The following is a 22,902-nucleotide window of genomic DNA, read 5'->3' on the forward strand; positions in this document are numbered from 1 at the left end:
GAAAGGGACTGCTCCCCACGACCCTCATGGAACGACGACGATCCCTTTCGCGGGGTCGGCCTGTCCCGAGAGCATCTCCCCATAGGCGGCAAGCGCCGCCTCGCCGCCGCGGCGTTTATCGACCGAAGTCAGCCGCGGCGCAACGTCCATGAAGGCCAGCCAGGCTTCGGCGATCTTCTGTCCGAACGCTGCGCCGCCCCAGTCGGCGATGCGCTTCTGGCTGCGCCCCGGGGCGAAAAAGCCCTGGCGCTCGGGGCCGGGCAGCCCTTCGCCATCGGCCTGCGCATCCCAGTGCGACTTGCCGACGACGATCGATGCCTGAAGCTGCCCTCCGAAATGGCTGTGGACGGTTCGCGTCACGGCGCCATTGCCCGCCATATCGACGAGCGCAGCGGGGGTGGTCGCGTTCAGCGTCATGATCTGGTCATAGCTGATGACGCGGTCGTAGATGCTCTGCGCGGCGAGGGCGTCGACATTGGCCGCGCTCGTCAGCCCGATCGTTTCGGGCCGCTCGGTGCGCAGCTTGAGCGCGAAGCCGAGGCCGATCGCGGTCTTGCTCGACGCGCTGGCGATCAAAATCTGCTGGACGCCATAATCGCCCTCATCCTCGAACTGGTCGGCGATCAGCCAGCCGGTCAGGAACAGCGGACGGAACACCGGCCAATAATCATGGTCGGCGGCGCGATAGTCGGGCAGCGCCTCGATCCGCTGATAATTGTTATAGATGGGGGGCAGGGTGGTGCGCCGCGGCGTCACATCGGTGAAGCCGCCCGGCCCCGCCTTGCCAACGGTCAGCACCGCGCCCTCCGCCATCGGATAATAGCCATAGAAGCGGTCGCCGACCGACACCCCCTCGGCGGCGCTTTCGGTCACCGTCGCAAAGCCCCAGACCGGCAGGCGGCCGGGCGTATCGCGCTCGGCGAAGAAATCCCAATAGCCTTGATCATTTCCGAACAACCCGGCGGGCTTGCCGAACACCGCATAGGTGATGTTGTTCGCGGTCATCGCATAGCTGTCGAGGTGCACGCGAACCTGTCCCGGTGCGAGCGGCGCATCGGCGTCCTCGACCAAATGGGCTTGCGTAATATCGTCGCGATCGATGTCGATCGCCCAGCTCTTTGCGCTCATTCCGGACCCCTCCGATTGACTTGCCCGCAAATGCGGGATGATCGATAGTCATACAGATGGCACCGCCCCTGACAATCACGGTCAAACGCATCCACGAACCGGCCGGTCCCGGCGACGGGACGCGTTTCCTCGTCGACCGGCTGTGGCCGCGCGGCGTGTCGAAGGAGAAGGCGGCGCTCGCGGCGTGGCTCAAACCGCTGTCGCCGAGCGATGGCCTGCGCAAGCGTTTCCACGGCGAGACCGCCGATTCGGACGATGCATGGGATGCGTTCCGCCTCGACTATTTCGCCGAACTCGACGCGGGCGGTGAGGAGGTGAAGGCGGCGCTCTTCACGCTCGACGCCGCGGCGAAGGCCGGACCGGTGACCTTGCTTTATGCCGCGAAGAGCGAGCAGCGAAACAACGCCGTCGCGTTGCGTGAGTGGTTGGAACGGCGCTAGCCCACCGTCGTCCCGAGCAGCGATCCGATCGCAATCGTCACCGCCATCGCCATCGCACCCCAGAAGGTGACGCGAACGACCGGACGCAGCATTGGGGCATTGCCCGCCCAGGCGCCGAGTGCGCCGAGGATCGCGAGAAAGACCAATGACGCCGCCGATACGGTGAGCGGCAGCGTATCGCCCCGATCGATCAGCACCGTTGCAAGCGGCAACGCCGCGCCGATCGCAAAACTCGCCGCGGAGGCAGCCGCCGCCTGCACCGGCCGCGCCGCCATCGCGTCGGTCATCCCCAGTTCGTCGCGCAGATGCGTATCGAGCGCGTTATGTTCGGTCAGCTGCACCGCGACCTGCTCGGCGAGCGCGCGGTCGAGCCCGCGTTCCTGATAGATTAAAGTCAGCTCCTCGAGCTCGAACTCGGGATCGGCGGCGAGATGGCGTTTCTCCAGCTCGACGTCGGACTTTTCGGCGTCGCCTTGCGAGCTCACCGACACATATTCGCCCGCCGCCATCGACATCGCGCCGGCAACCAGCCCCGCGGTACCGGTGATGAGGATCGATGACTGCGACGCCCCCGCCGCCGCGACACCCGCGATCAGGCTCGCGGTCGACACGATCCCGTCGTTGGCACCGAGGATCGCGGCGCGCAGCCAGCCGATCCGCGTGACGGCGTGGGTTTCCTCGTGCATCGTAGCCCTTCAATATTGCAGTTGCAGCCCCGGCCGTGCCCAGCGCGTCTTCACAAGCCGTCCGGTGCCCGACAGGGTCAAATAAGCATCCTGCCGGTCGGAGCCCCCAAAGGCGATATTGGTCGTGAAGATATCGTCGGTCGCGACGAATTCGACCAGCTCGCCCGCCGGCGAAACGACGCTGATCCCGCACTCGCCGATCGTCGCGACGCAGATATTGCCGTTCGCTTCCATCGCGAGGCTGTCGAAGAATTTATAGCCTGCGGGGCGATAGAGCGGGATGCCGGGGCCGCCGGGTCCTGCCGCGTCGTCGACCTTGCCCGGCGCCACGATGTTGAACTGGGTCAGGCGGCAGGTGTAGGTTTCGGCGGCGTAAAGCTTGCTGCCGTCGGGCGAGATGCCGATGCCGTTGGGATTATAGCTCGGGAAGATCACTTCCTCGATAAAACTGCCGTCGGCCTTGGCATAGAAGATGCCGACGATGTCGTGGCAGCGCGCGGCATAATCGACCTTGCCATGATCGGTGAACCAGAAGCCGCCATGCGCGTCGAACATGATGTCGTTCGGGCCGCGCAAAACGACGCCATGATCGCCCGACTTGTACAGCACCTCGACTTCGCCCGTCTCGATATCGATGCGCTCGATCCGCCCGCCCGAATAATCGTCGGCGATCCCGTGCGGGGCGAGATAGCCGTTCGATTCGACATAGTTGAAGCCGCCGTTGTTGCAGCAATAAAGCTTGCCGTCGGGGCCGATCGCGAGGCCGTTGGGGCCGCCGCCGGGGGTCGCGATGACCTCCTTTTTCCCGCCCGGCCAGCAGCGCGTGATGCGCTTCGCCTCGATCTCGACGACGATGACGCTGCCGTCGTCCATCACCACCGGCGCCTCGGGAAAGCGCAATCCGTCGGCGATCAGTTCAAACTCGGCCATCCCCATCTCCCTTGCGTGTCCGCACTTGCTGTGCTTTGCGGCCATCATGCCCGTTCGCACGCTCTTCGCCACCAATTTCTACGAGGCCGATATCGGCACGCCCGACCTGCTCGAAGAGCTGGAGGAAAGCAGCCGCCTGTTCGCCGAAGAAGATGGTGCCGGCCGGCGCTGGAGCCGCGACCACGGCTATAAGGGTTACACGAGCTACGCGAGCCTCGGCGACCTGCCCGAGCGCGATCCTGCCTTCTATGATCTGAAGAAGCTGCTCGACAAGGAAGTGAAGGCGTTCGCCAAGGCGTGCCACTTCGACCTTGCGAAACCGCTCAAGCTCGACAGCCTGTGGGTCAATGTCCTCAAGTCCGGCGGCACGCACAGCGGCCATATCCATCCGCACAGCATCGTATCGGGAACCTTCTACGTTGCCGTCCCCGCGGGATCGGGCGCGCTGAAACTCGAAGACCCGCGCCTCGCGATGTTGATGGCCGCACCCGGCCGCACCGACGATGCGCCCGAGCATCTGTTGCCCTTCATTTATGCCGAGCCCGCCGCGGGGCGCGTCTTCCTCTGGGAAAGCTGGCTCCGCCACGAAGTGATGCCGCATTCGGGCAAGGGCGAACGGATCAGCATCAGCTTTAACTATCGCTGAGCCGGTCCTATATGGGCGCCATCTGACCACCCCATTCCCGTTCGTGTCGAGCGAAGTCGAGACACCCATCGGCGTGGTGCGAGGTCGAGGGGCATCTCGATTTCGCTCGATGCGAACGGTTCGGATAGGAATATAATATGACCGCGACCTACGACGCCGACCTCCAGCTCTTCATCAACGGCGCCTGGCGGAGCGGGGAGGGACGCGACGAGCGGCCGGTCTATAACCCCGCGACCGCGGGCACGATTGCCGAGCTGCCGGTGGCGACGGCGGCCGACCTCGACGAGGCACTCGCCGCGGCGGACCGCGGCTGGCCCGTCTGGCGCGCCAAGACCCCCGACGAGCGCGCTGCGCTGATGCACAAGGCCGCTGGTATCATCCGCGAGCGCGTCGACCATATCGCGACCCTGCTCACGCTCGAACAGGGCAAGCCGATCGCCGAGGCGCGCGGCGAGGTGCTGTCGGCGGCGGGGCTGTTCGACTATTTCGCCGAGCAGGGCAAACGCATTGAGGGCCGCGTGCTCCAGCGCCCGGCGGGGCAGCGCGCGATGGTCACCAAGCATCCGGTCGGGCCGGTCGCGGGCTTCAGCCCATGGAACTTCCCGGTCAATTTGATGGTCAAGAAGATCGCCCCCGCGCTCGCCGCGGGCTGCGTCGTGATCGCGAAAGCGCCCGAGGAAACCCCCGGCTGCACCAGCGCGATCATGCGCTGCATCGCCGATGCGGGCATCCCCGGCGACGTTGTGCAGCTCGTTTATGGCGACCCCGACATGATCAGTCGGCACCTGCTCGCCAGCCCGGTGATTCGCAAGGTCAGCTTCACCGGCTCGACCGCGGTCGGCAAGCATCTGATGAAGCTTGCCGCCGACGGGGTGAAGCGGATCACGATGGAACTCGGCGGCCATGCCCCGGTGCTGATCTTCGACGATTGCGACCTCGAAGCCACGCTCGACAAGGTCGTGTGGCAAAAATTCCGCAACGCCGGGCAGGTGTGCATCTCGCCGACGCGCTTCTATGTCCAGCAGGGCATCTACGACGCGTTCGTGAAGGGCTTTGCCGAGCGGACGGCGAAGGTGAAGATCGGCAGCGGCCTCGACGCCGACACGCAGATGGGCCCGCTCGCCAACGCGCGCCGCATCCCCGCATTGGAAGCGCTGGTCGCCGATGCCAAGGCCAAGGGCGCGCGCGTCATCGCGGGCGGCGAGGCGACGGGGGGCGGCTATTTCTTCCAGCCGACCGCGATCGCCGACGTGCCGGTTGAGGCCGATGCGATGAACCACGAACCCTTCGGCCCGATGGCGCTGATCCGGCCCTTCGGCACCGAGGATGAGGCGCTCGAACAGGCGAACCGGCTGCCCTACGGCCTCGCGGCGTTCGCGTTCACCGAAAATGGCCGCCGCATCAATCGCATCGTGGACACGATCGAAAGCGGCATGGTCGGGGTGAACAGCTTTATGATCTCGACGCTCGACACGCCGTTCGGCGGGATCAAGGAATCGGGCTTCGGCAGCGAAAGCGGGCCCGAGGGGCTCGACGGCTATCTCGTTACCAAGGCGGTGCATATTTACTGAGCTACCCAATCCTCCCTGTGGCGAAGCCATGGGGAGGGGGACCGCTCGCGAAGCGAGTGGTGGAGGGGCCGCGCCATAGCCCCTCCGTCAGCGCTTCGCGCTGCCACCTCCCCATCGCTTCGCGACAGGGAGGATTTTCAATCCCGCTCCAGCGCCACGAAATCGCGCGCCATCGGCGCTAGGTGCGCGCCGCCGTCGACGAAGATCGTCTGTCCCGTCACCGCCTCCGCGCGCGCGAGATAGACGACCGCATCGGCGATCTGCGCCGGCGTGGGCAGCGCGCCGAGCGGCATAAGCTTCGCCAGCCGCTCGACCTGCGCCGCCGAATAATCCTCGGTCGCCATCGTCAGCCCCGGTGCCACGGCATTGACCCGCGCGCGGTTCCCGAACGCGACCGCGAGCGTCGCCGTCGCCTGCCACAGCGCCGATTTCGACAGGCTGTACGCGACTTGGTCGGGCACTGGATGGAGAACGCGCTGATCGACGATATTGACGATCGCCGGGCGCTTGCCGTCGCTCGCCGCGACGAGCGCCTTCGCCAGCATCACCGGCGCATGATGATTGACCTGCATCATCTCGGCGAGCGCCGCAGCCGACAGGTCTGTCCACTCGCCTTCGGCAAACAGCGCCGCATTGTTGACGAGCAGGTCGGGCGCGCGGCCGAATTTCTCGATCACCGCGGGGATCAGCGTGTCGACCGCCGCCGGATCGGCGAGGTCGGCGGCGAAGCGGTGGCTGTGCGCGCCCGTCTCGGCCAGCGCTTCGGCCAGCACCGGGTCGGCCTCGCCCGGGCTGCGCTTGTGGATCGCCAGCGCATAGCCTTCGCGCGCCAGCCGCGCCGAAATCGTCGCGCCGACGCGGTGCAGCCCGCCCGTGACGAGAGCGAGCTTTTGCGTCACTTCCGAACCCCCAAACGACTTCGGCGCATCGTGATGCCGATCTCTTCGCCTTCCTCGGCGATCGCGAGCTTGACGATCTTGACCTCGACCTCGTGGACCTTGTCGTCCTGCAGGAACAAAGTGTCGATGATATGGTCGGCGACGCTTTCGATCAGCACGAAATGCACATCCTTGGGGATGCCCTCGGTCGCCGCGAATTTCAGGTGCATATAGTTTTTCGACGCGCTCAGCGGCGTCGTCGGATCATAATGGTCGGCCATTGCCAGCTTCGCGCGCACCGAGATGCGCAGCGGCTGCGGCAGATGGGTTTCTTCGGAATAAATGCCGGTCAGCACCTGGACGGTCAGCCCGTCCACTTCCAGCCACAAACTATCAGTCACACGGTCATCCTGTCGAGCGGCGCGACATTCGGCTTTGCAATACCGACGCCGGACCCTAAAGCGCCGCCGCATTAGCGAAAGGGTACGCGTTGGTCGAGTTACTTCCATTGTCCGATATCGAGCCGCAGGCCGTCGAGGATCTCCTCGACGCCGCTTTCGGAACGGATCGCTTTGGACGAACCGCCTATCGCATCCGCGAAGGCGTGGATGCGGTGCCCGAACTCAGCTTTGCGCTGGTCGAGGACGGCGCGCTGGTCGGCACGATCCAGTGCTGGCCGGTCGCGCTCCGTGCGCCCGATGGCGGCGAAGCCCCGCTGGTGATGGTCGGTCCGGTCGCGATCCGCCCCGACGTTCAGCGCGGCGGCCATGGCCGCGCATTGATGGCGCAGATGCTCGATGCCGCAGAAACCCAGGCCGACGGCGCGCTGATGATGATTGGCGATCCCGAATATTATGGCCGCTTCTTCGGCTTTACGGCCGATGCGACGGGCGAATGGGATTTGCCAGGACCGTTCGAGAAACGCCGCCTGCTCGCGCGGGCGGTGAACGGCCACAGCCTGCCGACGGGCGCGGGGATGATCGGACCGCGCTGATGTTCCTCCCCCTCGATGGGGGAGGCAGCGAGACTTGGCAGCTTGCTGCCTAGTCGCAGCGGTGGGGGTGCGCTCGGCCTGAAACGACGATGCAGGGTCGCGCCATCACCCCCATCCAACTCCGCCTAAATCCGCTGACGCGGATGAGGCTTCATATCCTTCCCCCATCAAGGGGGAAGGCAACCCCGGGGTTGCACCCGCCATCCTTCCCCCTATGTCGGAAACATGGTCACCCCCGCGCCGTCGCTTCCCAAGGAATTTTCGCAGCTTTCGCTGACCGAGGCGGCCGAACTGCTCGCGGCGCGCAAACTGCCGCCGGTCGAGCAATGGCATCCCGAACGCGCGGGCGACAGCTTCATGGAAATCCGCGCCGACGGCAGCTGGTATCACGAAGGCGGCCGCATCAATCGCCCCGCCATGGTCAAGCTCTTCTCGACGATCCTGCGCCGCGAAGCCGATGGCAGCCATGTCCTCGTCACCCCCGCCGAAAAGCTGTCGATCGTCGTTGAAGACACGCCCTTCCGAGCGGTCGAGATGAAAAGCGAAGGCGAGGGCGACGCGCGGAGGCTCGTGTTCCGCCTCGATACCGACGATCTCGTCATGGCCGATGCAGACCATCCGCTCAGCTTTGGCAGCGACGCCGACAACCCCGATCCGCGGCTGCATGTGCGCGGGGCGATTGGTAACGGCCTCGATGCACGGATCGACCGCGCGCTCTATTATGAGATCGTCGAAATGGCGCTGGCTGCGGGCGAAGGGCCTCCTGCGATCTGGTCCAACGGCGTACGCTTTCCGTTGGTCGACGGCTGATGCTCTCCGAAAAGCTGCGCGCCGCGCTCGATAATCTGCTCCCCGACGCCGGCGAGGACGAAGCCTATCTCGGCGCCCCGACCTTGCGCGATGCCGCGGTGCTCATCGCCTTCACCGACCGGCCCGATCCTGGCGTCATCCTGACCCAGCGGCCGCAATGGCTGCGCAGTCATGCGGGGCAGGTCGCCTTTCCGGGCGGCAAGATCGATCCGGGCGACCGCGATGCGGTCGACGCGGCGCTGCGCGAGGCCGAGGAGGAAATCGGCCTCAACCGCCGCGACGTGATGGTCGCCGGCGTCACCGAACCCTATCGTTCGGGCAGCGGCTATATCATCACCCCGGTGCTCGGCGTCATCCCGCCCGACCTGCCGCTCGATCCCAATCCCGACGAAGTCGAGGACTGGTTCGAAGTGCCGCTCGATATCCTCTTCGATCCCGACAATTATGCGCGCCAGCATGCGAATTTTCAGGGGCACGACCGCCATTATTATGACATGGACTGGCAGGGGCGACGGATCTGGGGCGTGACGGCAGGTATCATCATCAATCTGGCGCGGCGGATGCCGGCGGGGTGGCACCGGTGACCGCGCTGCCCGCCGCCGAGTGGCGCGATCGGCCCGGATTGCGGCGCATCGTCGCCGCGCTGGCCGCCGATGGCGGCGCGGTGAAGATCGTCGGCGGCGCGGTGCGCGATACGCTGCTCGGACTTGCGGTCACCGACATCGACCTCGCAACCCCGCTGCTGCCGCTGGAGGTAACGCGGCGGCTCGAGGCGGCCGATATCAAGGTCATTCCGACCGGCATCGCGCACGGCACCGTCACCGCGATCGCCAGTGGCGACCATCATGAAATCACGACATTGCGCCGCGATGTGGAGACCGACGGACGCCGCGCGACGATCGCCTTCGCCGACGACTGGCGCGACGACGCCGCGCGGCGCGATTTCACGATCAACGCGCTCTATGCCGACCCCGATACCGGCACGGTCGATGACTGGTTCGGCGGCCTTGCCGACCTGCAGGCGGGGCGCGTTGCGTTCATCGGCGACCCCGCGACGCGCATCGCCGAGGATCATTTGCGCATCCTGCGCTTCTATCGCTTCGCCGCGCGTTTCGGGCGCGGCGACCTCGACGCCGTGAGCCACGCCGCCGTGGTGACCGCGCGCCAGTCGCTCAAAAGCCTGTCGCGTGAGCGCATTGCCGACGAACTGCTCAAGATCTTGTCGCTGCCCGATCCGCGCGCGATTGTCGGGCAAATGGCCGCCGACGGGATTTTCGAGGTCTTGTTGCCCGAACGCGACGCCGGCTTCGCCGCCGCGTTCGACCGGCTGGTGGCCAATGAGGAAGCCGCGGGCGTGGCCGTCGCGCCTTTGCGCCGCCTATCGGCGCTGCTGCCCGCCGACGCCGCGATTGCCGAACAGGTCGCGAGCCGGCTTCGCCTGTCGACGCGCCAGCGCAAACATCTCGCCGCGCTCGGCGGACGCCGCGCCGATACCGTCAGGCCGGTCCGCCAGCTGGCGCATGCGATCGGGGTCGACGCCGCGCGCGACGTGCATCTGCTCGCGGACGATGCGGCTTCGGCACGCACGGCGGTCGAAGCACTATCGGGCTGGACCGTCCCCGAAATGCCGCTCAAGGGCGGCGATATCGTCGCGCGCGGGATTGCCGTCGGCCCCGAGGTCGCGCGCATTCTGAAAGCGGTCGAGGCCGCGTGGGTGGCGGAGGATTTTCCTGATGCGGCGCGCGTCGCGCAGCTCGTCGATCAGAAGATCGGCCGCACCAGGGACTGACGCCAATAATCGAGCGCGTCCTTGCCATCCATCGGCCGCGCGAACAGGAAACCCTGCCCGAAATCGCATCCGAGCGCCGACAGCAACCGCGCCTGATCGGCGGTCTCGACGCCTTCGGCCGTCGTGCGCATGCCCAGCACTTCGGCCAGGCTCTGGATCGTGCGGACGATCGCCACCTTGTCGCGGTCGTCGACCATATGTTCGACAAAGCTGCGGTCGATCTTGAGCACGTCGATCGGCAGGCGCTGGAGATAGGCGAGGTTCGAATAGCCGGTGCCGAAATCGTCCATCGCGACGCGCGCGTCGAGCGCCTTCAGCTCGCTGAGCACCGACAGCGCGAGGTCGGGATCGCCGATGATCGCGCTTTCGGTGAGTTCGATCATCAGCCGTTCGCCGCCGATCTTATGGCTTTCAAGCGCTTGCCGCACCACCGCGGCGACATCGTCGCGCACCAGCTGGATCGCCGAAACATTGACCGAGAAATAGCAGTCGACGATTCCGCCGCCATTCTGTTTGTCCCAGTCCGCGAGGACCGCGGCGGCCTTGCCGATCGCCCATTGCCCGAGCGGGACGATCAGACCCGAATCCTCGGCAATCGGAATGAACTCGGTCGGCGAAACCGAATGGCCGCTGCTTGTGTCCCAGCGCGCCAGCGCTTCGAACCCGGCAACGCGGCCGCTCGCCAGTTCGATCAGCGGCTGGAAGGCGAGGTGGAGCCGGTCTTCCTCGATCGCGTTGCGCAGCTCGGTTTCCATCCCGAACCGGTTGTCCGACAGCATCGCGGCTTCGGGTTCATAGATTTCGATGCGGTCGGTCTGCTTCGCGCGTTTGAGCGCGATCTGCGCGTGGCGGATCTGATCGGCGACATCGGTGTCAGCTGCCGGCTGGATCGCGCAGCCGAGCGCGCAGTCGACGCTGACCTTCAATTCGCCGATGCGGAAGGGGTGGTCGAAACAACCGCGGATGCGCCGCGCCATTTCGCGCACATCGGCGCGGCCGCCCACGACGCGCGTCGATATGGCGAATTCGTCGCCGCCGGTGCGCGCCAATATGTCGCCGCTGCGCAGGCTCGATTTCAGCCGCCGCGCGACGGTGATGATCAGCTCGTCGCCGGCCATCGGCCCGATATGTTCGTTGATGCGGCTGAACCGTGCGAGGTCGAGCAGCAGGATCGCATGGTCGGCGGCGCCGACGTCGGTGATCGAGCGCTGTTCGACGAGTTCCTCGAACCCCGCGCGGTTGGGAAGGCCCGTCAGGCTGTCGGACACCAGCTCGCGGCGCAGGTTGCGCTCGGTCATCATCTCCTGCGTCCGGTCGATCAGCGTCAGCAGGAACAGCCCGTCATCGCCCGATTCGGTGGGCAGCGGGCCGATCGAGCCGCGCAGGTCGCGCGCCGCGGGCCCTTCGCCGAGCTGGCAGGAAAATTCCTGGGCTTCGTCCGTATATTGCGATGCGCGCTCGATCGCGCGCAGCATTTCGATCGGCGCCTCGACGCCCGCGGGCGACAGGCTCAACCGGTCGAACGCGGCGTTGCTTGCATGGAGCCGGAAATTGCCGCGCGCCATCGGTCTGATCAGCGCGGCCGGAACGGGCAACGCGTCGATCCAGCCGACGAACAATAAGGGCCGGTCTTCGCCGGTTCTATCGATAGGCATAACAGAGGGTTTTGTGCGACCTTTCCCCATTGCCCAATGCCTAGGTCACGGGAAGTAAAGAAGGGATTTACGGCAATAACGAAATACGTTCAGCCGAAACGATTGTTCCTCGGAAAACCGGTCGGAGGCATCCGTCCGGCGGCGCCGCGCGCGACGCGCCACGGTGCCAGGTCGGTTTCGGTGCGCGTGCGGCCGGTGTCGCCGCCCATCGCCCAGCTCAATCCGTCGGCAAAGGCGAAGCTGACCGCGTCGGACAGCCCGCCGTCGCGGTAGCGTTGCAGCATCACGCCCTGCCCGCGCGCCATCACCGGAACCTCGGCGAGCGGGAAGACGACGAGCTTGCGATTTTCGCCGACCACCGCGACGCTGTCGTCGCTCGCCGAAACCGGCCGCACGATGGCGAGCGCGGCCTTGGGCTTCAGGTTGACGACGTTGCGGCCCTTGCGCGTTTCGGCGACCACCTCGGCCATCTGCGCGACAAAGCCGTGACCGCTTGTCGAGGCGAGCAGCAGCCGCCCTTCGGCGCTCGCCGGGATCATCGCGACGATCCGCGCCTCGGGGTCGATATCGACCATCAGGCGCAGCGGCTCGCCGAATCCGCGCCCGCCGGGCAGCTTGTCGGCGCCGACGGTGAAGAAACGCCCGTCGCTCGCCGCGATCAGCAGCTTGTCGGTCGTCTGCGCGTGCGCGGCGAACAACAGCTCGTCGCCTTCCTTGAACTTGAATTCGGCCCATTGGTCCGCCGCGACATGGCCGCGCTGGGCGCGGATCCAGCCGCGTTTCGACAGGATCACCGTCACCGGTTCCTTCTCGATCATCGCGTCGAGCGGTATGTCGCGCGCCGGCGCCGCTTCGGATATCGTCGTGCGCCGCGCGCCGAGCAGGGTGTCGAGGCCGTAAACCGCGCGCAATTTCTCCAGATCCTTGCGCAGCCGCGTCTTCTGCCGCGCCGGGCTCTCGACCAGCTTGACCAGCTCCTCGCGCTCGGCAGTCAGGTCGGCCTGCTCGCGCTTCAATTCCATTTCCTCGAGCCGGCGGAGGCTCCGCAGCCGCATGTTGAGGATCGCCTCGGCCTGCCGGTCGGTCAGGATGAATTCTGCGATCATCACCGGCTTCGGCTCGTCCTCGGTACGGATGATCTCGATGATCCGGTCGAGGTTGAGGAAGGCGATGATATAGCCCGCGACCAGCTCCAGCCGATCGTCGATCTTGACAATGCGGTGCTGCGCGCGGCGGACGAGCACGACGATCTGGTGTTGCAGCCATTCGGTAAGCAGCTGGTGCAGCCCCATCACCTTGGGCGTGCGCGTCGCGTCGAGAACGTTCAGGTTGAGCGCGAAGCGGTTCTCGAGGTCGGTCAGCCGGTACAGGCTTTCCTTGAGGATGTCGGGGTCGACGTTGCGGCTCTTGGGTTCGACGACGATGCGCAGGTCCTCGGCGCTTTCGTCGCGAACATCCTCGAGAATCGGGAGTTTCTTGTCGGCGATCAGCTGCGCGATCTGCTCGATCAGCTTGCCCTTCGCGACCCCGTACGGAATTTCGCTGATGACAAGCTGCCAGGTGCCGCCGGGCTGCTTCTCGATCCCGCTGTCTTCCCAGCTGCCATCGCCCAGCTTGCCGGTCGAAAAGCGCGCGCGGACGCGGAAGCCGCCGCGCCCGGTCTCATAGGCGTGTGCGATCGTCTCGGCGCTGTCGACGACGATGCCGCCGGTCGGAAAATCGGGGCCTTTGACATGCTCGAGCAGCTCAGACAGCTCGGCGCGCGGGTTCTCGATCAGGACCAGCGCGGCGTCGATCACCTCGGCGGCGTTGTGCGGCGGGATGTTCGTCGCCATGCCGACCGCGATCCCGCTCGCGCCATTGGCGAGCAGGTTCGGGAAGAGGCCGGGCATGATCTCGGGCTCTTCATCCTCGCCATTGTACGTCGGCTTGAAATCGACCGTGCCCTCGTCGAGCCCCTGCATCAGGTCGACGGCAACGCGCGTCAGCCGCGCCTCGGTATAACGGTAGGCGGCGGCATTATCGCCGTCGATGTTGCCGAAATTGCCCTGGCCGTCGACGAGCGGATAGCGGAGCGAGAAATCCTGCGCGAGGCGGACCATCGCGTCATAGACCGCAACATCGCCATGCGGGTGGAATTTACCGATGACGTCGCCGACGACGCGCGCCGATTTCTTGTAGCCTTGGCTCGGGTCGAGCCGCATCGCGCGCATCGCCCACAGCAGGCGGCGGTGGACGGGCTTCAATCCGTCGCGCAGATCGGGAAGCGAACGCGCGGTGATCGTCGACAGCGCATAGACGAGATAGCGTTCGGACAGCGCGCTGTCGAACGGGGTATCGGTCATGCCGGGGACGGGTTCTGAAGGCGGAAGGTCGTCTGTCGTGCTGGCCATTGTTGGGCGCGATAGCAAGGCTGGCGCGCCAAGGCAAAGGCGAAGCGTCTTCGCTCTTGTGCCAACGCGAAGCCGCACTAGGTTCCGACGTCAACAACACCCGTCATTCCCGCAAAGGCGGGAATCCCGCTTCTCTGGCTCCAATGAAGAAAGCGGGATTCCCGCCTTCGCGGGAATGACGAAGAAAGAACCGGGCTTACGAGGGAGGATTTTTTTTGACCGAAATGGGAGCTGCGGCAACTCGCAAAAGCATCTGGTCGCGGGCCAGGGAGATGGCGCAGCAGGCGCCGCCCGAGCGCAACCGCTACGTCGATTTCCTCCGCGCGCTGTCGATCCTCGCGGTCGTCGTCGGTCACTGGCTCGTCGCCGCGCCCTATATGAAGGACGGCGCGGTCGAGGGCGGGCATTTGCTCGGCATCCTGCCGTGGACGCAGTGGCTGACCTGGGGTTTCCAGGTGATGCCGCTCTTCTTCCTCGTCGGCGGTTTTTCGAACGGCATGTCGTGGGCGGCGACGCTGCGCAAGGGCGGCAGCTACGAAAGCTGGTATAGCGGGCGGCTGCAACGGCTGATCAACCCGGTGCTCCCGCTATTCCTGATCTGGACGCTCGTCGCGATGTTCGGGACGCTCGCGGGGATCGATCGCGGTATCGTCGCGATGGCGGCGCAGCTCGCGCTGATCCCGGTGTGGTTCCTGTCGGTTTACCTGATGGTTGCGGCGGTCGTGCCGCTGACGTGGAAGGCATGGAAACGCTGGGGATTCGCCTCCTTCTGGGCGCTCGTCGCGGGCGCGGTGGCGATCGACGTCGCGGCGCTGCGCTTCGACGTGCCGTACGTCAATTTCCTCAATTTCGCCTTCGTCTGGCTTGCGATCCACCAACTCGGCTTCGCGTGGAGCGAGGGGCGGCTGACGCCGGGCAGGGCGCTCTTGTGGGGCATCGGCGGGCTCGTCGCGCTCGCGTTGCTCGTCGGCTTCGGCCCCTATCCGGTCGCGATGATCGGTGTACCGGGAAGCGGCCTCAGCAACTCGATGCCCCCGACGCTCGCGCTGCTCGCGCTCGGCATCGCACAGGCGGGGTTCGCGCTCGCGCTCGAACCCGCGGCGCGGCGGATGCTCGACAATCTCCGCATCTGGACCGGCGTCGTGCTCGTCAACGGCATGATCATGACGATCTACCTCTGGCACCTCACCGCCTTCGTGCTCGTGATGGTCGCGGCGTGGCTGCTCGGCGGCATCGGGCTCGATGTGCAGCCCGGCAGCGCCGCATGGTGGCTCGCGCGACCGGTCTGGTTCCTACTCTACATCGCGGCGCTCTTCCCGCTGATCACGCTCTTCGCGCGCTACGAACGCGCGAGCAAGAACAGCGGCGAGGTGCCGCACTGGCGCCTGATCACCGGGCTGCTCCTCATCTGCGCCGGGCTCGGCGCCACCGCCGCAATCAGCATCGCCAGCCCGCTCGGCGTCACCGGCGTCCGCCTCTGGCTCGTTGCTCTGCCCTTTGTGGGCGCTGCAATTGCGCAATTCGGCCCAATCCATCGGCTGGCGCAGTCGCGGGCATGATGTGCGGCGGGCAGTGGATGTTGGTCCGGCATGGGGTGGAGAACAGCCGTAGCCTCTTCGTCATCCCGGGCTTGACCCGGGACCCGCCTTCCTTCGTCCCAATGGTAACGGATCAAAGCCCAAATCCTCGGCCAGATCGCGCCACGTCGGATTCGTTGCGATGATCAGTTCGTATTTCCATGATCGCAGCCACCGCTTAATCCGCTTTTCGCGAAGGATTGCAGAGTCCATCGTGTCGTGGCGTTCAAACCAGACAAGGCGTTTGATTCCATAGTCCTTGGTGTAACCTTCGAACGTCCCTTCACGATGCTGGTGGATGCGTTGGACGAGGTTTGACGTAACCCCGGTGTAAAGCGTGCCGTGCGATGAACGCGCGAGAATGTAGACACAAGGATGGCGTTCCATCGCCCGATGAAAAGGCAAGGCAGGCCCCGGGTCAAGCCCGGGGTGACGATGAGTGATACGCCCGCTTCCGGCCGCTCGCTGCCGTCTCGCGCACCATGGCCAGCACCGCCAAAAAGAAAACCGGCGCGGATCGCTCCGCGCCGGGCTCCCTCGGTAAATCGTGCGAAATGCTACGCGTCAGGCGACGCGGCGCACCTCATTGCCTTCGTCGTCGATATCGCGAAGGACATAACCACGGCCCCAGACCGTCTCGATATAATTTTCGCCGTGGCAGGCGAGCGCGAGTTTCTTGCGCAGCTTGCAGATGAAGACGTCGATGATCTTCAGCTCGGGCTCGTCCATCCCGCCATACAGGTGGTTCAGGAACATTTCCTTGGTCAGCGTCGTGCCTTTGCGCAGGCTCAGCAGCTCGAGCATCTGATATTCCTTGCCGGTCAGATGCACGCGCGTCGTGTCGACCTCGACCGTCTTGGTGTCGAGGTTGACCGCCAGCTTGCCCGTCTTGATGACGCTCTGGCTGTGGCCCTTCGACCGGCGGACGACCGCATGGATGCGCGCGACCAGTTCGTCGCGGTGGAACGGCTTGGTGACATAATCGTCGGCGCCAAAGCCGAACGAGCGCACCTTCGAATCCATTTCCGAAATGCCCGACAGGATCAGCACCGGCGTCTGCACCTTGGCGGTGCGCAGCTTCTTCAGCACGTCATAGCCGTGCATGTCGGGCAGGTTCAGGTCGAGCAGGATGATGTCGTAATCATAGAGCTTACCCAGGTCCAAGCCTTCCTCACCAAGATCGGTGGTATAGACGTTGAAGCCCTCGGTCGTGAGCATCGTATCGATCGCTTTCGCGGTCGTCGGCTCGTCCTCGATCAGCAGTACGCGCATTGGGCACCCCTTTTTCCCACGATAATCCCGCGAACCCGATCGCATGACCATCAAGGATGTCACCGACCAAACCCCCGTTGCAGGACTGCCGGAACATTAACCACGAAACTAATGAAGGGAAAAGGTTAATTTTGATTTAACCCGCAGAAGTCCGCGAGTCGCGGCCATTTTGCAACAGTCGCTCAGGCCGTTTTCGGATCATGGTGAAGCGCCACATAGCGATCATGTGCGCCGGTACAGGACATCTTCAGCGTGTCGACCAGATGGTCCGAAAGCGCGCGCACGCGCGCCGGGCGCAGCCGCGATGGCGGCGACAACAGGTGCAGGTGCGACTGCGGCAACGACCAGTCGGTCAGGATCGGGACGACCGCGCCCGATGCCAGTGCTTCGGCGGCGATGAAGTCAGGCAGCGAGGCGATTCCGACCCCCGCGACGACCAAGGGCACCGCGACGTCGCCATTGTTCGCGAACAGCGGTCCCGTCGGCAGCACGGTCGCCTCCTCGCCCTTGCGATGGAAATGCAGCGGCATCGCGCGCTGGCGATGGCCGTAACCGATCAGCCGGTGGCCGGCGAGTTCGAGCGGATGTTTCGGGGTGCCATGCTTTTCCAGATAGGCCGGGCTCGCGATCACCGACGCCGCGACCGGCGCGATCGTGCGCGCGAGCAGGCTCGAATCGGCGAGCGGCGAAATGCGCAGCGTCAGGTCGATGCCTTCGGCGACCGGATCGTTACGCGCATCGCTCAGCAATACTTCGATCTCGACCGCGGGGTGCCGCTCGAGAAAGACCGCGAGCGGCGGGCCGAGCACCTTGATCCCGAAGCTCATCGGCGCGGCGAGGCGGATCGGCCCCGCGAGGTCGACGCGGTCGCCGCGCGCCGCTTCGGTGGCCGCCGTCGCTGCCGCGACCATCGCGCGCGCCTCGTCGAGCAGGCCCGCGCCGGCGGTCGAGACCGCGACGACGCGCGAGCTTCGGTGCAGCAGGGTGATGCCGAGCGACGCCTCGAGCCGCGTCACCGCTTTCGACACGCTCGCCTTCGACAGCCCGAGCGATGCCGCCGCCGCGGTAAAGCTGCCGCCATCGGCGACAGCGACGAAACAGGCCCAGCCTTCATAGTCGGGAAGTGCCACGCAATAGCTCCTGAATGGAAACGATGGTTTTCCATCTACGCTATTTTAGAAACGATCGAAATGCCTATTTTGTCCTCAACAGCAGCGCATCCGCATCGCCGATGTGCGCAACGATTGAGAAGATACGAAAGGACAAGGCCATGATCGACATTCGTAAATTCGACAGCCTCGGCCACGCCAACCACGGCTGGCTCGACGCCCGTCATCATTTTTCGTTCGCAAACTATCACGATCCGAAGCGTATGGGCTGGGGCGCGCTGCGCGTCTGGAACGACGATGCCATCGCGGCGCAGTCGGGTTTCCCCCCGCACCCGCACCGCGACATGGAAATCATCACCTATGTCCGCACCGGCGCGATCACGCACCGCGACAGCATGGGCAACAGCGGCCGCACCGCGGCGGGCGATGTCCAGGTGATGAGCGCCGGCACCGGCGTGACGCACAGCGAATTCAACCTCGAGGATGAGGAAACGACGCTGTTCCAGATCTGGATCATGCCCGACCGCGACGGCGGCAATCCCGGCTGGGGGGCGCGCCAGTTCCCCAAGGCCGACCGGTCGGGTCAGTTCGTGACGCTGGCAAGCGGGATCGAGGGCGATGAAGCCCTGCCGATCCGCGCCAACGCCCGCGTCGCCGCGGCGACGGTGAATGCCGGCGAGAGCGTCTCCTACGACCTCGAACCTGGACGCCACGCCTATCTGGTCGCCGCGAAGGGCCGCATCCGCGTCAATGGCACGGACGCCGACCCCCGCGACGGCATCGCGCTCCGTGATGTCGGCACGATCGAGGTCGAGGCGCTCGACGACGCCGAACTGGTGCTCGTCGACAGCCTCTAACCAGCCCCCGGGGCCGCCGACGTCCCCTCCCTGACGGCGGCCCAACCGGTGCCGCGAGTTCTCCCCGAAAGCACGGGCGGCTCGCGGCACCCCCCTCTCCCCGAAGTGAAACAGGAGTATTTGACATGACCCATATTCTTCGCATCGACGCCAGCGCCCGCAACGAAGGTTCGACCACCCGTCCGCTCGCCGACCAATTGGTCAATCGCCTCGTCGAACAGGGCTATGGCGCCACCGTAACCCGCCGCGATCTCAACGCCGCGCCGCCCGCGCTGCTCACCGAAAGCTGGATCGGCGCCAACTTCACCGACGAAGCGGCGCGCAGCGACGAGCAAAAGGCCGTGCTCGCGGGGTCGGACGAACTGATCGCCGAACTCGAAGCCGCCGACACGATCGTCATCACCGCGCCGATCTATAATTTCGCAATCCCCGCGTCGCTCAAAGCCTGGGTCGACCTGATCGCCCGCGCGCGCCGCACCTTCCGCTATACCGAAGCCGGCCCCGAAGGGCTGCTGACGGGCAAGCGCGCGTTCATCGTCTTCGCCTCGGGCGGCGTACCGCTCGGCAGCGAGGTCGATTTCGCGAGCGGGTACCTGAAGCATATCCTCGGCTTCGTCGGCATCACCGACGTCACGATCATCGCCGCCGACGGCCATATGATGGACGGCGAAGCGGTCGCGCGCGCCACCTCGGCGATCGGCGAACTGAAGCAGGCTGCCTGAACCGATGCGCCGTCTCCCGAGCCTCTTCCTTTCGCATGGCTCGCCGATGATGGCGCTCGAGCCCAGCCCGGCGCGGACCTTCCTCGCCGGGCTGGGTTCCCAGCTGCCGCGCCCGCAGGCGATCCTCGTCGTGTCGGCGCATCATGACGCCGCGTATCAGGGCGGCCGCGCGACCGTCACCGCATCGCCCGCGCCGCCGACGATCCACGATTTCGGCGGCTTTCCCGACGAGCTCTTCGCAATGCGCTATCCCGCGCCGGGCGACCCGGCGCTCGCGGCGCGTGTGGTCGAACTGCTCGCGGACCACGGCCTGTCCGTCACCGCCGATCCCGACCGCGGCCTCGATCACGGCGCATGGGTGCCGCTGTCGCTGATCTATCCCGACGCCGATATTCCGGTGGTCCAGCTTTCGATCGCCTCGAACGCCTCGCCCCAATGGCATTATGCGCTCGGTCAGGCGCTGACGCCCTTGCGCGACGAGGGCGTGCTGATCATCGGATCGGGCAGCATCACGCACAATCTGCGCGCGCTGTTCTCGGCGCGCCTCCCGATCGACGCCCCGGCGCCGGCGTGGGTGACCGATTTCACCGACTGGGTAGCCGAAAGCATGGCGGCAGGCGCCATCGACGATGTGCTGAACAGCGTCGAACAGGCGCCGCACGGCCGCGACAATCACCCGACGCCCGACCATATATTGCCCCTGTTCGTGGCGATGGGGGCAGGCGGAGTACCGTTCAGGGCCGAACGCCTGCACCACAGTGTAACCTATGGCCTGCTCGCCATGGACGTTTACGCTTTCGACTAGGCAGCAGCCCGCCTATAGCGCGCCATGCTCCTTTCAGATCGTGTTCTCTTCCTCGACGGCGAGGCTCTCGTCATCGACAAGCCCGCGGGCCTTCCCGTCGACGCGCCGCGCGACGGCAGTATCAGCCTCGAAAATCATCTCGACCTGCTCAAGTTCGGCTTCAAACGTTGGCCGCTCGCGGTCCACCGGCTCGACCGCGACACGTCGGGCTGCCTGCTCCTCGCGCGCAATCCCAAGGCGCACGGCCGTTTCACCCGCGCGTTCGAAAGCCGCGAAGTCGAAAAGCAATATCTAGCGATCGTCGACGGCGTGCCCGACGGCGACGGCGGCACGATCGACCTGCCGCTGTCGAAGGTGTCGACCGCCGAAGAGGGCTGGCGCATGGTCGGCGACCCCAAGGGCAAGCCCTCGGTCTCGCATTGGGAGAAGATCGCCGTTGTGGGCGAACGCGCCCTGCTTCGCTTTCGCCCCGAAACCGGCCGCACGCACCAGCTGCGCGTCCACGCACTCGAGGGGCTCGGCTTTCCGCTTGTCGGCGACCCCGTTTACGGCCGCGGTGGCACGAAAACGCGCACCTTGCTCCACGCCGAAAGGCTCGTCGTAAAACGTGACGTCAAGCCGTCGATAATTGCCGAGGCGCCGTTCCCCGACAGCTTCATCGCGTTGGGCTTCGCTGCACCCGAAGGCGCCTCGCCGACCCGTGGCTGAGATACCCGAAAGCGCGATCAGCGAGAAGTTCCTCGCGGGATCGGGCCCGGGCGGCCAGAACGTCAACAAGGTCGCGACGGCGTGCCAATTGCGCGTCAATATCTACGCGCTGGGCCTCGCCCCCGATGCCTTTCGCCGGCTGAAGGTTCTCGCAGGAAGCAAGCTCACGACCGAGGGCGAACTGGTGATCCTCGCGCGCCGCTATCGCACGCAGGAAGCGAACCGCGCCGACGCCCGGCAGCGCCTGTCCGAACTGATCGACGCCGCGCTCGTCCGCCCCGAACGCCGGATCAAGACCAAGCCGAGCAAGGCCGCCAAGGCACGCCGCGTCGACAGCAAGAAAGCGCGCAGCAGTGTCAAGGCCGGTCGCGGACGGGTGCGCGGAGCCGACTAAGCTTGCGATGACCAGTCTCTACCGTCTCGACGCCCCCGCCAGCACGATTGCCGCGGCGTTCGGCGCCGACGCCGGCAATGACCCTTGGACCGGCGATTATGTCGCGCCGGGCCGCCCCGCGCCAGTGATCGTCAGCGACGGCCGCGGCGGATCGCGGCGTTATCTGCGTCCGAAACTCTGGGGTGTTCCGCCGCCGCCGCAGGGCGACCGGCCGGTCACCAGCGTCCGCAACCTTGAAAGCCCGTTCTGGATCGGCACGCTGCGCCATGCCGAACTCCGCTGCCTGATCCCCGCGACCGCCTTTGCCTATTGGTCGGGCGGCGCGGGCGCGCGGCGCCAGCACTGGTTCTCGGTGCCGTCGCGGCCGGTCTTCGCCTTTGCCGGAATCCATCGGCAGGGCGATGACTGGCCCTGCTTCGCGATGCTTACGACCGAGCCGAACCGGCTCGTCGCGCACCATCAGCCAAAGGGTATGCCGGTGATCCTTCACCCTGAGGATTATGCCACCTGGCTGAGCGGCGAATGGCGCGCCGCCGTGGCGCTCGCGGTCCCTTTTCCCAGCCAGTTGATGGCGGTTGGCGACACCCCGCCGGTGTAGCCGATTTTCACCATATCGCTTCACTTTGGGGTAACCAACGGCTGCCTAAAAGCAGTTCGACCAAGAATGACATGCAGGGACCGAATCCGTGTTGGGGAATCGCACCATCGAAACCAGAAAAGCGCCCACCGCCGGGCGCGGCGCCGAGCGCGCACCCGTGACCGCACGCGCGCGTTTCCGCGAACCGGGGCTAAACCCCTTCGACGTCGAACTGTTCGACCTGTCGTCGACGGGCTTTCGCATGGTGACGTTTTTCCGGCCGCAGATCGGCAAGCATATCTGGGTGAACCTGCCCGGGCTCCAGCCTTTGGAAGCCGTCGTCCGCCGCGCCGATGGCAACAATTATGGTTGCGAATTCGTCAACCCGCTTCACCCGTCGGTGGCGAAGCATCTGCAGGTCAAGCTGCGCGGCCAGTAAGCCGGCTCAGCCCTCGGGCTTCTCGGACTTCTTCAAGATATGCTTCCACTCAGCGGACGTTACGCGCCCGACCGACAGGCGCGACTGGCGGATCAAATCCATGTCGGCGAGCTTGGGATCGGCCTTGATCGCCGCCAGCGTCACCGGGTTGGCAAGCGCACGCACCGGCGCGACGCGCACCACGACCCACGGCGCGCCTTTTTCGGCGGTCGGGTCGGGAAAGCTTTCTTCGGTGATCTCCATGATCCCGACGCATTCCTTGCCGATATTGCTGTGATAGAAGAGCGCCTCGTCGCCGACCTTCATCGCCATCAGATTGAGTTTGGCGGTGTGGTTGCGTACCCCGTCCCACATCCCCGTGCCGTCCTTGACGAGTTGTTCCCACGCATAGGCGTCGGGTTCGGATTTCATCAGCCAATATGATTTTGCCATGCGCTCTCTTAGCAAGCATCGCCGGTTTGAAAAGAGCGAGCCTCTTTCCCTGCCTCGTCGACGGTCCTACATGCGGGAACAGAGTCGCGA

General features: G+C 65.7%; 26 protein-coding genes. 15 read left to right on the forward strand and 11 right to left on the reverse strand.

All coding sequences use genetic code 11. The features are described from left to right. Positions 1-24: 24 nt before the first annotated feature. Complete coding sequence (locus ATE70_RS21935) at positions 25-1,128, reverse strand: DUF2855 family protein (protein WP_058539667.1); 1,104 nt, start codon at positions 1,126-1,128, stop codon at positions 25-27. A 56-nt stretch (positions 1,129-1,184) separates the two neighbouring features. Between ATE70_RS21935 and ATE70_RS21940 the strand changes: the two genes are divergently transcribed. After that, a complete protein-coding gene (locus tag ATE70_RS21940) occupies positions 1,185-1,568 on the forward strand; it encodes a DUF488 domain-containing protein (RefSeq protein ID WP_058539668.1) in 384 nt (127 codons plus the stop codon). Here the strand turns inward: ATE70_RS21940 and ATE70_RS21945 are convergent. Both ATE70_RS21945 and ATE70_RS21950 read right to left on the reverse strand, forming a co-directional pair. After that, positions 1,565-2,254 (reverse strand): VIT1/CCC1 transporter family protein, encoded by a 690-nt coding sequence (locus ATE70_RS21945; RefSeq protein WP_058539669.1) that lies wholly within the window; start codon positions 2,252-2,254, stop codon positions 1,565-1,567. The genes ATE70_RS21940 and ATE70_RS21945 overlap by 4 nt on opposite strands. Before the next feature lie 9 nt (positions 2,255-2,263). Continuing rightward, positions 2,264-3,184, reverse strand: coding sequence for an SMP-30/gluconolactonase/LRE family protein (locus tag ATE70_RS21950; RefSeq protein ID WP_058539670.1), 921 nt, complete (start codon positions 3,182-3,184; stop codon positions 2,264-2,266). Between the two features lie 46 nt (positions 3,185-3,230). Here ATE70_RS21950 and ATE70_RS21955 point away from each other — a divergent pair, with 46 nt between their 5' ends. Then, a complete protein-coding gene (locus tag ATE70_RS21955) occupies positions 3,231-3,830 on the forward strand; it encodes a TIGR02466 family protein (protein WP_058539701.1) in 600 nt (199 codons plus the stop codon). Between the two features lie 137 nt (positions 3,831-3,967). Beyond that, positions 3,968-5,401, forward strand: a complete 1,434-nt coding sequence (locus ATE70_RS21960) for an NAD-dependent succinate-semialdehyde dehydrogenase (protein ID WP_058539671.1) — start codon at positions 3,968-3,970, stop codon at positions 5,399-5,401. Between the two features lie 137 nt (positions 5,402-5,538). Here ATE70_RS21960 and ATE70_RS21965 read toward each other — a convergent pair whose 3' ends face one another. Both ATE70_RS21965 and ATE70_RS21970 read right to left on the reverse strand, forming a co-directional pair. After that, positions 5,539-6,300 (reverse strand): SDR family oxidoreductase, encoded by a 762-nt coding sequence (locus ATE70_RS21965; RefSeq protein WP_058539672.1) that lies wholly within the window; start codon positions 6,298-6,300, stop codon positions 5,539-5,541. Beyond that, positions 6,297-6,680 carry a dihydroneopterin aldolase gene (locus ATE70_RS21970; RefSeq protein WP_058539673.1) on the reverse strand — a complete coding sequence of 128 codons (384 nt, stop codon included), beginning with the start codon at positions 6,678-6,680 and terminating at the stop codon, positions 6,297-6,299. The genes ATE70_RS21965 and ATE70_RS21970 overlap by 4 nt, the downstream gene beginning before the upstream one ends. An 89-nt stretch (positions 6,681-6,769) precedes the next feature. On the opposite strand from ATE70_RS21970, the gene ATE70_RS21975 reads away from it, so the two are divergent. The 4 genes from ATE70_RS21975 (at position 6,770) to ATE70_RS21990 (ending at position 9,872) form a co-directional block, all read left to right on the forward strand. Then, positions 6,770-7,273 carry a GNAT family N-acetyltransferase gene (locus tag ATE70_RS21975; RefSeq protein ID WP_058539674.1) on the forward strand — a complete coding sequence of 168 codons (504 nt, stop codon included), beginning with the start codon at positions 6,770-6,772 and terminating at the stop codon, positions 7,271-7,273. A 225-nt stretch (positions 7,274-7,498) separates the two neighbouring features. Beyond that, positions 7,499-8,083, forward strand: coding sequence for a DUF1285 domain-containing protein (locus ATE70_RS21980; RefSeq protein WP_058539675.1), 585 nt, complete (start codon positions 7,499-7,501; stop codon positions 8,081-8,083). Next, a complete protein-coding gene (locus tag ATE70_RS21985; protein ID WP_156419669.1) occupies positions 8,083-8,667 on the forward strand; it encodes a CoA pyrophosphatase in 585 nt (194 codons plus the stop codon). Before ATE70_RS21980 ends, ATE70_RS21985 begins: the two co-directional genes overlap by 1 nt. Then, positions 8,664-9,872 carry a CCA tRNA nucleotidyltransferase gene (locus ATE70_RS21990; RefSeq protein ID WP_058539702.1) on the forward strand — a complete coding sequence of 403 codons (1,209 nt, stop codon included), beginning with the start codon at positions 8,664-8,666 and terminating at the stop codon, positions 9,870-9,872. Before ATE70_RS21985 ends, ATE70_RS21990 begins: the two co-directional genes overlap by 4 nt. Here ATE70_RS21990 and ATE70_RS21995 read toward each other — a convergent pair. Further along, a complete protein-coding gene (locus ATE70_RS21995) occupies positions 9,845-11,527 on the reverse strand; it encodes a putative bifunctional diguanylate cyclase/phosphodiesterase (protein ID WP_231732793.1) in 1,683 nt (560 codons plus the stop codon). The genes ATE70_RS21990 and ATE70_RS21995 overlap by 28 nt on opposite strands. 89 nt (positions 11,528-11,616) lie before the next feature. Beyond that, complete coding sequence (gene parC, locus ATE70_RS22000) at positions 11,617-13,920, reverse strand: DNA topoisomerase IV subunit A (RefSeq protein WP_058539678.1); 2,304 nt, start codon at positions 13,918-13,920, stop codon at positions 11,617-11,619. Positions 13,921-14,144: 224 nt separating this feature from the next. Here parC and ATE70_RS22005 point away from each other — a divergent pair, with 224 nt between their 5' ends. Then, a complete protein-coding gene (locus ATE70_RS22005) occupies positions 14,145-15,479 on the forward strand; it encodes an acyltransferase family protein (protein WP_082639912.1) in 1,335 nt (444 codons plus the stop codon). 60 nt (positions 15,480-15,539) lie between these two features. Here ATE70_RS22005 and ATE70_RS24570 read toward each other — a convergent pair whose 3' ends face one another. From ATE70_RS24570 to ATE70_RS22015, 3 genes are all read right to left on the reverse strand, one after another. Next, positions 15,540-15,884: a GIY-YIG nuclease family protein gene (locus tag ATE70_RS24570; RefSeq protein WP_082639913.1), complete on the reverse strand. Its 345-nt coding sequence runs from the start codon at positions 15,882-15,884 to the stop codon at positions 15,540-15,542. Between the two features lie 177 nt (positions 15,885-16,061). Beyond that, on the reverse strand, positions 16,062-16,769 hold the full coding sequence (gene ctrA / locus ATE70_RS22010) for a response regulator transcription factor CtrA (RefSeq protein WP_037513859.1): 708 nt from the start codon (positions 16,767-16,769) through the stop codon (positions 16,062-16,064). Positions 16,770-16,951: 182 nt separating this feature from the next. Further along, positions 16,952-17,899 (reverse strand): LysR family transcriptional regulator, encoded by a 948-nt coding sequence (locus tag ATE70_RS22015; protein ID WP_058539680.1) that lies wholly within the window; start codon positions 17,897-17,899, stop codon positions 16,952-16,954. Positions 17,900-18,039: 140 nt separating this feature from the next. Here ATE70_RS22015 and ATE70_RS22020 point away from each other — a divergent pair, with 140 nt between their 5' ends. The 7 genes from ATE70_RS22020 (at position 18,040) to ATE70_RS22050 (ending at position 22,380) form a co-directional block, all read left to right on the forward strand. After that, positions 18,040-18,735: a pirin family protein gene (locus ATE70_RS22020; RefSeq protein WP_058539703.1), complete on the forward strand. Its 696-nt coding sequence runs from the start codon at positions 18,040-18,042 to the stop codon at positions 18,733-18,735. 125 nt (positions 18,736-18,860) lie between these two features. After that, positions 18,861-19,457 (forward strand): FMN-dependent NADH-azoreductase, encoded by a 597-nt coding sequence (locus ATE70_RS22025; protein ID WP_058539681.1) that lies wholly within the window; start codon positions 18,861-18,863, stop codon positions 19,455-19,457. A gap of 4 nt (positions 19,458-19,461) precedes the next feature. Next, positions 19,462-20,262, forward strand: a complete 801-nt coding sequence (locus ATE70_RS22030) for a DODA-type extradiol aromatic ring-opening family dioxygenase (RefSeq protein WP_058539682.1) — start codon at positions 19,462-19,464, stop codon at positions 20,260-20,262. A gap of 24 nt (positions 20,263-20,286) precedes the next feature. After that, a complete protein-coding gene (locus ATE70_RS22035; RefSeq protein WP_058539683.1) occupies positions 20,287-20,970 on the forward strand; it encodes an RluA family pseudouridine synthase in 684 nt (227 codons plus the stop codon). Beyond that, complete coding sequence (gene arfB, locus ATE70_RS22040; RefSeq protein ID WP_058539684.1) at positions 20,963-21,364, forward strand: alternative ribosome rescue aminoacyl-tRNA hydrolase ArfB; 402 nt, start codon at positions 20,963-20,965, stop codon at positions 21,362-21,364. The genes ATE70_RS22035 and arfB overlap by 8 nt, the downstream gene beginning before the upstream one ends. Before the next feature lie 7 nt (positions 21,365-21,371). Further along, the gene (locus tag ATE70_RS22045) at positions 21,372-21,962 is read left to right on the forward strand and encodes an SOS response-associated peptidase (protein WP_058539685.1); all 591 of its coding nucleotides are present in this window, start codon (positions 21,372-21,374) and stop codon (positions 21,960-21,962) included. 88 nt (positions 21,963-22,050) lie between these two features. Further along, on the forward strand, positions 22,051-22,380 hold the full coding sequence (locus tag ATE70_RS22050; RefSeq protein ID WP_056368603.1) for a PilZ domain-containing protein: 330 nt from the start codon (positions 22,051-22,053) through the stop codon (positions 22,378-22,380). 6 nt (positions 22,381-22,386) lie between these two features. Here ATE70_RS22050 and ATE70_RS22055 read toward each other — a convergent pair whose 3' ends face one another. Then, complete coding sequence (locus ATE70_RS22055) at positions 22,387-22,812, reverse strand: EVE domain-containing protein (RefSeq protein WP_058539686.1); 426 nt, start codon at positions 22,810-22,812, stop codon at positions 22,387-22,389. Positions 22,813-22,902 lie beyond the last annotated feature (90 nt).

This window comes from Sphingopyxis sp. H053, assembly GCF_001468225.1.
Taxonomy (GTDB): Bacteria; Pseudomonadota; Alphaproteobacteria; order Sphingomonadales; family Sphingomonadaceae; genus Sphingopyxis.